The sequence below is a fragment of the Arcicella rosea genome (assembly GCF_014204325.1).
Taxonomy (GTDB): Bacteria; Bacteroidota; Bacteroidia; order Cytophagales; family Spirosomataceae; genus Arcicella; species Arcicella rosea_A.
Window position 1 is genome coordinate 295,493 of record NZ_JACHKT010000002.1, and the last position, 7,272, is coordinate 302,764.

The following is a 7,272-nucleotide window of genomic DNA, read 5'->3' on the forward strand; positions in this document are numbered from 1 at the left end:
AATGCCTTTGATACTCTATTTTATGAAACGAGTATTTATACTTGAATTATCTTCAACTCTTTAGTCATCAAATAATCTGTTTGCTCTTCATCGCCTAACACAAAAATGTGCGTTCCATTTATTTCAAAACCCCAGCTTTTATAAAAGTTCAGTGCTTTTAAATTATACTCCCATACACCCAACCAGAGCAGGTCACAGCCGACAGCCTTTGTTTTTTCAATACACTGTTCAAGTAAATATGCACCCAGTTTTTTTCCATGAAATGCCTTTTTTACATAGATACGCTCAAGCTCAAGGGTATTTCTGTCTGAAAACTCTGCTTTGTTTACTCTTAGTTTAGCATAACCTACTACTTCTAGCTCAAATTCAACCATCAAGAAAATTGTACCTTTTGTTTGAATCTCACTTAACACTTGTTCTTGATTAAAGTGTTTAGAAAGATAAGCTTGCAGGTTTTCAGGAGTATTTTGATGCCCGTAAGTTTCAATAAAAGTTTGTTCACCAATCTGGCAGAGTACTGCTAAATCCGTATTCGTTGCTTCTTTAATTTGAGGGTTATTACTCATAAGAACGAGCTTTTTAAACGTATATTATTCTTCTTTACAAATAAACCATTTTCTATTTATAATAAAAAATGCTTAATTTATATCAACTTATGCTTTTTAGGCATAAATAGAAAAAACGGCACTTATCCATTTACTTTTTGATTTTAACATAATTAACGATGGATTTTAGACAGTTAACTTATTTTATGGGAGTTGCTTCTGAGCTTCATTTTTCAAAAGCGTCAGAAAAAATGTTTATTGCCCAGCCAGCCTTGAGCAGGCAAATACAGCAATTAGAAAAAGAATTAGGTGTTTTATTGTTTGAACGTGATAAACGAAATGTAAAACTTACGCCAGCGGGAGAGTATTTGAGTAATGAAGCACAAAAAATACTCTCGCAATTGGATCATATCAAACACAGAACGCAATTGATTCATAACGGAGAGGAGGGAGAAATTAGAATTGGACATCCCGGTTCGGCGATTTACTCGGTTATTCCGCCACTTTTATCGGCTTTGAAATTATTTTTCCCGAACATTAAAACCAATTTATCTGAAATGCTTGATAGTTCTGTGATTGAAGCATTGAAGAAGCATGAAATTGACGTTGCTTTTATTCGGGAACTCCATCCCGATAAGTATCTTACTTCAAAAGTTGTTTTTAGAGAACCTTTTGCTTTAATTTTACCTGAAAGCCATGCAATCAACGAAAATAACTTTGAAAGTTTGGCACAAGTAAAAAACGATAATTTTATTTTACCGCCTCGAAATTCAAGCTCGGTATATCATGATTTACTTTTGAGGATTTGTGAGCGAGAAGGATTTTTACCCAATGTTGTGCATGAATCAAATTATGGGGCTACGATTTTGAAATTGGTTGAACACAATTTGGGAGTTTCAGTCATGCCAATTTCATATAAATTTAGTTCGGCGATAAAAGTGAAATTTATCGAAATAAAAAACGTTCCAGAACGAACGAATCTGTCAATCATCTGGCGAAAAGATGATACCAATCCTGTTTTAAAGCATTTCCTGAAAGTATCAGATTCCTTGGATTTTAGTGATGGACACTTGTTAAAATAACATTTAATTTTCCGATTATGGCAGCTTTAGATAATATCGATTTACAAATATTACAGTTCTTGCAAGCAAATGCTTTGATGACAAACAAGGAAATTGCTTCAAGATTGAACCTCACGACTACGCCCATTCATGAAAGAATAAAACGTTTGGAAAATGAAGGCGTAATTGAAAAATATACAGCCATTCTGAATAAATCTAAATTAGGGAAAAGTCTAGTAGTTTTGGTAGATGTAACGCTGAAAGAACATGCTGCAAGTTTTTTGGAGCAATTTGAGAAAGACGTTTTACTCTTGCCCGAAGTGGTAGAATGTTATTGTATTTCGGGTGGTTCCGATTTTCTTTTAAAAGTATTGGTGAAAGATATGGATGAATATCGCCATTTTATTTTACATAAATTAGCGACACTCTCGAATATTGGAAATGCTCAAAGCAGATTTGTAGTCAACGAAATAAAAAGCCAAACGCCTGTGCCGATTAATCTTGTTCAGTGATTAGTTGTGAATGAGTGAGTTGTGAATTTTGGTTTCCTAAAGAAAGTCAATCACTAAATCACAATTCACTCATTCACAAACTATTTCACCGCAGGTGGTGGTGTTTTTTTGCCTCCAAATACAGAAATGTTTACATAACGTTTTGGAGCTAATCTGAAGTCAATTAGAAGTTTGTCTAAATCAGCCACTGAACGATTAAGATTTGTATAAAGTGAATCATCTTTCAATAATTTACCCATTGAACCTTGTCCTTTTTCAATGCCTAACATAATGCGTTGCAGTCCTTCTAAAGATTTTTGTGTGGTAGCTACTGCTTCACTAATTTTCAAAGCATTTAGCGAATCCGCCATCGTGTTAAATTTGCCAATCAATGGTTTTAAGCTTTTTTCTGTTTCAATTAAATTGCTAGAAAGGGATTTCATATTGGCAGAAATTCCAGCTAAATTATTTCTATTTTCGTTGATGGTCGCATTCAAAGAAGAAGTTAAAACACCAACCGAACGGTCTGAATTTTTCACAAAACCATTTACTACAATACCTGTATTTTCAAAGCTTTTAGCAACAACACGAAGTGATTTTGTTAAAGAATCAAGGTTTTGAATCAATGGAAGAGCTTTTTCTTTTAATAAATCGGTTACGCCAGTTTCAGACGAAGCGATTAGGTTTCCACCTTCTGCAATAAATTTTCCTGAAAGTCTTCCCATCTCAATTCTGATGAGCTTTCCGCCCAATAATCCATCAGAAGCCAATACAGCTTTAGTTCCTTCAGGTAATTGTAAATCTTTACGGATACTGAGAACTACTTTTACTTGATTGTTTTCGCCTTTTATTAACTCTACTGCTTTTACTTGTCCAATTTTCATGCCGCTTAATGAAACTTGATTAGCGGCAGTTAGTCCTTGTACGTCTTTGTAGATTACTACATATTTGTTTTCTTGGGTAAAGAAATCTTGTCCTTTTAAAAAATTGAATCCTAGGTATAAAATTACAAAGGTTGTAAGGGCAAGTATTCCTATTTTGGTTTCTTTAGAGATGTTCATGTGTTGATTATTGAAGTTTTAGCAATTGACTAATCGGAATGAATATGATTTTTTGCTAGCAACAATCAATTATTCTAATTTTCAATTTCTTCTTTATATGATTTGAATGCTCTGAAAATAGCGTCTGCCACATCACGTTGACCTGACTGAGAGGCTAAATATTGTTCTTCGTTTTTATTCGTTAAAAAACCAGCTTCTACCAAAACACTTGGCATTGCGGTTTCCCAAAGTACTAAAAAACCAGCTTGTTTTACACCGTAGCTATGTCTATCAGTTTTTTGTTTGAATTGTTTTTCAATTTTTTGTGCCAATTTAAGGCTATTCATCATAAAGGCACTTTGGTAATTTGCCATCATGATATGGCCCAAAGGTGAATTCGGATTAAAGCCATTATAGTTTTTTTCATAATTGGCTTCTTGCAAAATTACGGAGTTTTCTCGCTTTGCCACATCAAGGTTGCTACTTGTTTTATGTAACCCCATTGTGTAGGTCTCAGTTCCTGCAAGTTTAGAGGAATGATGTGCATTGCAATGTACCGAAATAAATAAATCTGCTTTGTTACGATTAGCAATGGCAGAACGTTCGTGCAAATCTACAAAGACATTTTTGGTACGAGTATAGAGTACTCTTACTTCTGGATATTCATCTTTGATTTTTTCACCAAGTTCTAAAACAATTTTTAGGGCTATTTTAGATTCGTCATTGCTGACACCGTGACAACCGGGGTCTTTTCCGCCATGACCAGCATCCAATACAACGGTTCTTACTCTAGTCTGCAACAAAACAGGCAGTTTTGCAGATTCTTCAACAAGTGAATATTGAGAAGTAAAACCACTGAGCGAGCAAATCCAAGTGATTATTAAAAAACCTTTAACAAACTTTAACATTATTTTCGGGTTGGTTCGCTATGTTCAACAAGTAATGAAGTATTTTTGTGCGTTGTTTAATAAAAGACAAATATAAATTTTAAAGACTTCTGAAAAAAGCAATCCACATATTCAGTATAGTAATTAGCTTACTTTTAGGGCTTTTAACGTTAAATCAGTCTTCGGCTCAAAGATTATTGGGCGGAAAACCCTTTAAACCTAAAGCCGGTAAAGCTAATGTAGTAATTCCTAAAGATACTGCTAGTTTAGACTCTACTAAGAAAAGTCTTGCAAAAAGCGTACCTGATTCTCTAAAAAAAGAAAGTGATCTTACTACAACAGTTATTTATTCTGCCAAAGACTCAACCATTATGGATACTGAAAACCAAGTGGTGTATCTGTATGGCGATGCCAAAGTTACTTATGGTGATGTTTCACTGGAAGCAAATTTCATTCAGCTCGACTGGGCTAAGAATGTTGTTTTTGCTCAAGGTACTAAAGATTCAACAACGAATAAAATCGTTGGAAAACCCATTTTTAAACAAGGTGGCGAGCCTTATGATGCAGAGGAAATCAGGTATAATTTTAAAAGTAGAAAGGCTTTTATCAAAGGACTTATCACCACGCAAGGCGACGGTTTGATTCAAGGGGAAAAAGTGAAAAAAGATAATGAAGATAACCTTTATATCAGAAACGCTATTTATACTACTTGTAATCTGGAACATCCCCACTTTAATATTCGGGCTACTAAAATTAAGGTGGTTGGTAAAAGGGAAATCGTAGCAGGCCCTTTCCATTTTGAGTTGAATGAGATTCCTTTGCCAATTGGTTTACCTTTTGGTTTCTTCCCTTATAAACCCCCTCAAGAATCGGGTACTTCTGGAATTATCATGCCTACTTATGGTGAAGAACCACAAGGTAGAGGTTTCTTTTTGCGGGATGGTGGTTATTATTTTGCGTTGAGTCCGAACATCGGTTTAAGACTTACAGGCGAGATTTACTCGAAAGGAAGTTTCGGGATTGCTGCCAATTCACAGTATATCAAACGCTATCGTTATTCGGGTACTTTTAATTTGAATTTTAGAAAAAGTAATAATGGTAGCGAATTCGACCGCCAGTCGAGAAGTGACTATGGTATTCAATGGTCGCATTCACCACAAAGTCGTGGAAATTCTAGTTTCTCGGCATCGGTTAACTTACAAAGTAATTCAAACAGTCAGTACAATAGTGTCAATACAAGTAGTTATATTTCTACGGCTTTAAACTCTTCGGTACAATATTCACGCAATTTTGGACAAACCATTCGTACAAGTTTAAGTTTACAGGCTGACCAAAACACTGTAACGAAGGCAGTAAATGTAAATACCAATTATACTTTTGGTTTGAACCAGTTTCAGCCTTTTAAGAAGAAAAATGCTGTTACCGACCGTTTTATCGACCAATTCCGTATGGGTTTAGATGTTTCTGGAACGTATGGAATTACCAACCAAGTAGCATTAACCAACCGTTCTTACAACAACTTTGGTTATACTGTTTACAGAACCATTGATACACTTGACCTTGACCCAACCAGACCTGTTATAATCGACCCTAGAACAGCCGCCAATTCAGCAACCAATCTTGCCAGAGATGGTGTAATTCCTTTCAATTTATCAACTTTACCAGAGTTGTTAAAGAATGCTCAGTTTAAAGCTCAATACAGTATTCCGATTTCATTACCGAATATCAAAATTGGTAAATACATTAACTTAACGCCTGGTTTTAACTTTTCTGGAAATATTTATCAGCAGAAGTATCGATACGAGTTCAAAAAAGTTAATGATTTAGCAGCTGTTTATAGTAAAGATACTACTTCCAAAAAAGGTGCAGTAGCTATTGATACACTGAGAGGCGGTGCATTTTATGCAGATTATACTTATGCTTTCTCTATGAGTATGAATACTCGTTTGTACGGAACAGTGAGATTCAAAAAAGGGAGATTAGAAGGCATACGCCATACATTATCTCCGTCTTTGAGCATTAACTATACTCCTGATTTTACAGACCCGAAATATGGTTTTTATCAAACAGTACAAATCAATAACAGAGTTCATAAATACCAAAAAGGAGAGACCATTCCAAGTTCTTTAGCAGGACAAGAAACCCTACCTGGAGATTTCTTGAATATCTCAAGCTTTAATCCATCACAAACCAACCGTGGTAGTCAATCAGGGGGGATAAGTTTCGGGATTCAGAATACTTTAGAAGCCAAACTTAGGGCGAAGTCGGATACCGCTCAGAAAGAATCAGAGAAAATGATGTTGATTGATAACTTCTCGTTGACTGGAAACTATAACTTCTTCGCTACGCAATACAAACTTTCTAACTTGAATTTCGGTGCGAATTCAAGAGTGAGAAAGTTTGACATCAATTTGGGTGGTTCGTTAGATCCATATAAATATGTTAACGATGGCTATTCAACATCAGGACGTAGAATTGATACTTTGTTAATCAGTGTAGGCGAAGGTTTTGCTAAATTGGCAAGCTTAAACTTCTCGGTAAGTAAAAGCTTTAAACCTGCGGTAGCCGATAAAAAGAAACAAAATAGTAATGGTACTGAAGGACAAATGAATCAAATCAACAGAAATATCAACGATTATGTTGATTGGTCTGTGCCTTGGAGTTTCCAGTTTGGCTTTAACTATAACATGAATAAAACAGGTTTTGCACCTGCTACGATTGTAAGTGCCTTGACTTTCAAAGGGGATGTGAAATTGACTGAAAAATGGAATTTTACTTTGAGTTCTGGTTATGACTTTGTGAATAATGGTATTTCATTGACCAACATCAGTATTCATAGAGATTTACACTGTTGGGAAGCTAATTTCGACTGGACACCAATTGCCAGCCCATATTATGGTCGTTCAAGTACCTATAATTTTACCATCAGAGTAAAATCAGCTTTATTACAAGAATTAAAACTTTCACGTAGAAATACTTTCTATGATAGAGGAGGTTTTTAATAGGCTAAATTGAATATTGATAAGTATTAGACAACAAAATATTTCATTATAATTAGGAAAACTTTTATTCTAATAAATGCAAAGTAAAATTACAAGATTCGCTTCTTCTTGACTGTGTTATCATATGAATACAGGTTTCTCTAAATAAGAGTGGCTTTCCTTGAAAATTGTTTTTCAATATTCATTCATAATAAAATCCACTCATATTCTGGGTGGATTTTTCATTTTATTTGAGGTGATTTACTT

General features: G+C 34.8%; 6 protein-coding genes. 3 read left to right on the plus strand and 3 right to left on the minus strand.

The annotated features are described in order from the left end of the window. Positions 1-35 precede the first annotated feature (35 nt). Complete coding sequence (locus tag HNP25_RS02775; RefSeq protein WP_184129861.1) at positions 36-566, minus strand: GNAT family N-acetyltransferase; 531 nt, start codon at positions 564-566, stop codon at positions 36-38. A gap of 158 nt (positions 567-724) precedes the next feature. Here HNP25_RS02775 and HNP25_RS02780 point away from each other — a divergent pair, with 158 nt between their 5' ends. After that, positions 725-1,627, plus strand: coding sequence for a LysR family transcriptional regulator (locus HNP25_RS02780; RefSeq protein WP_184129864.1), 903 nt, complete (start codon positions 725-727; stop codon positions 1,625-1,627). A 17-nt stretch (positions 1,628-1,644) separates the two neighbouring features. Beyond that, positions 1,645-2,118 carry an Lrp/AsnC family transcriptional regulator gene (locus HNP25_RS02785; RefSeq protein ID WP_184129867.1) on the plus strand — a complete coding sequence of 158 codons (474 nt, stop codon included), beginning with the start codon at positions 1,645-1,647 and terminating at the stop codon, positions 2,116-2,118. Positions 2,119-2,198: 80 nt separating this feature from the next. Here the strand turns inward: HNP25_RS02785 and HNP25_RS02790 are convergent, their stop codons facing one another. Next, positions 2,199-3,158 carry an MlaD family protein gene (locus HNP25_RS02790; RefSeq protein ID WP_184129870.1) on the minus strand — a complete coding sequence of 320 codons (960 nt, stop codon included), beginning with the start codon at positions 3,156-3,158 and terminating at the stop codon, positions 2,199-2,201. A 74-nt stretch (positions 3,159-3,232) separates the two neighbouring features. After that, positions 3,233-4,045: an N-acetylmuramoyl-L-alanine amidase family protein gene (locus tag HNP25_RS02795; protein ID WP_184129873.1), complete on the minus strand. Its 813-nt coding sequence runs from the start codon at positions 4,043-4,045 to the stop codon at positions 3,233-3,235. Between the two features lie 176 nt (positions 4,046-4,221). On the opposite strand from HNP25_RS02795, the gene HNP25_RS02800 reads away from it, so the two are divergent. Further along, complete coding sequence (locus HNP25_RS02800; protein WP_184129875.1) at positions 4,222-7,026, plus strand: putative LPS assembly protein LptD; 2,805 nt, start codon at positions 4,222-4,224, stop codon at positions 7,024-7,026. Positions 7,027-7,272 lie beyond the last annotated feature (246 nt).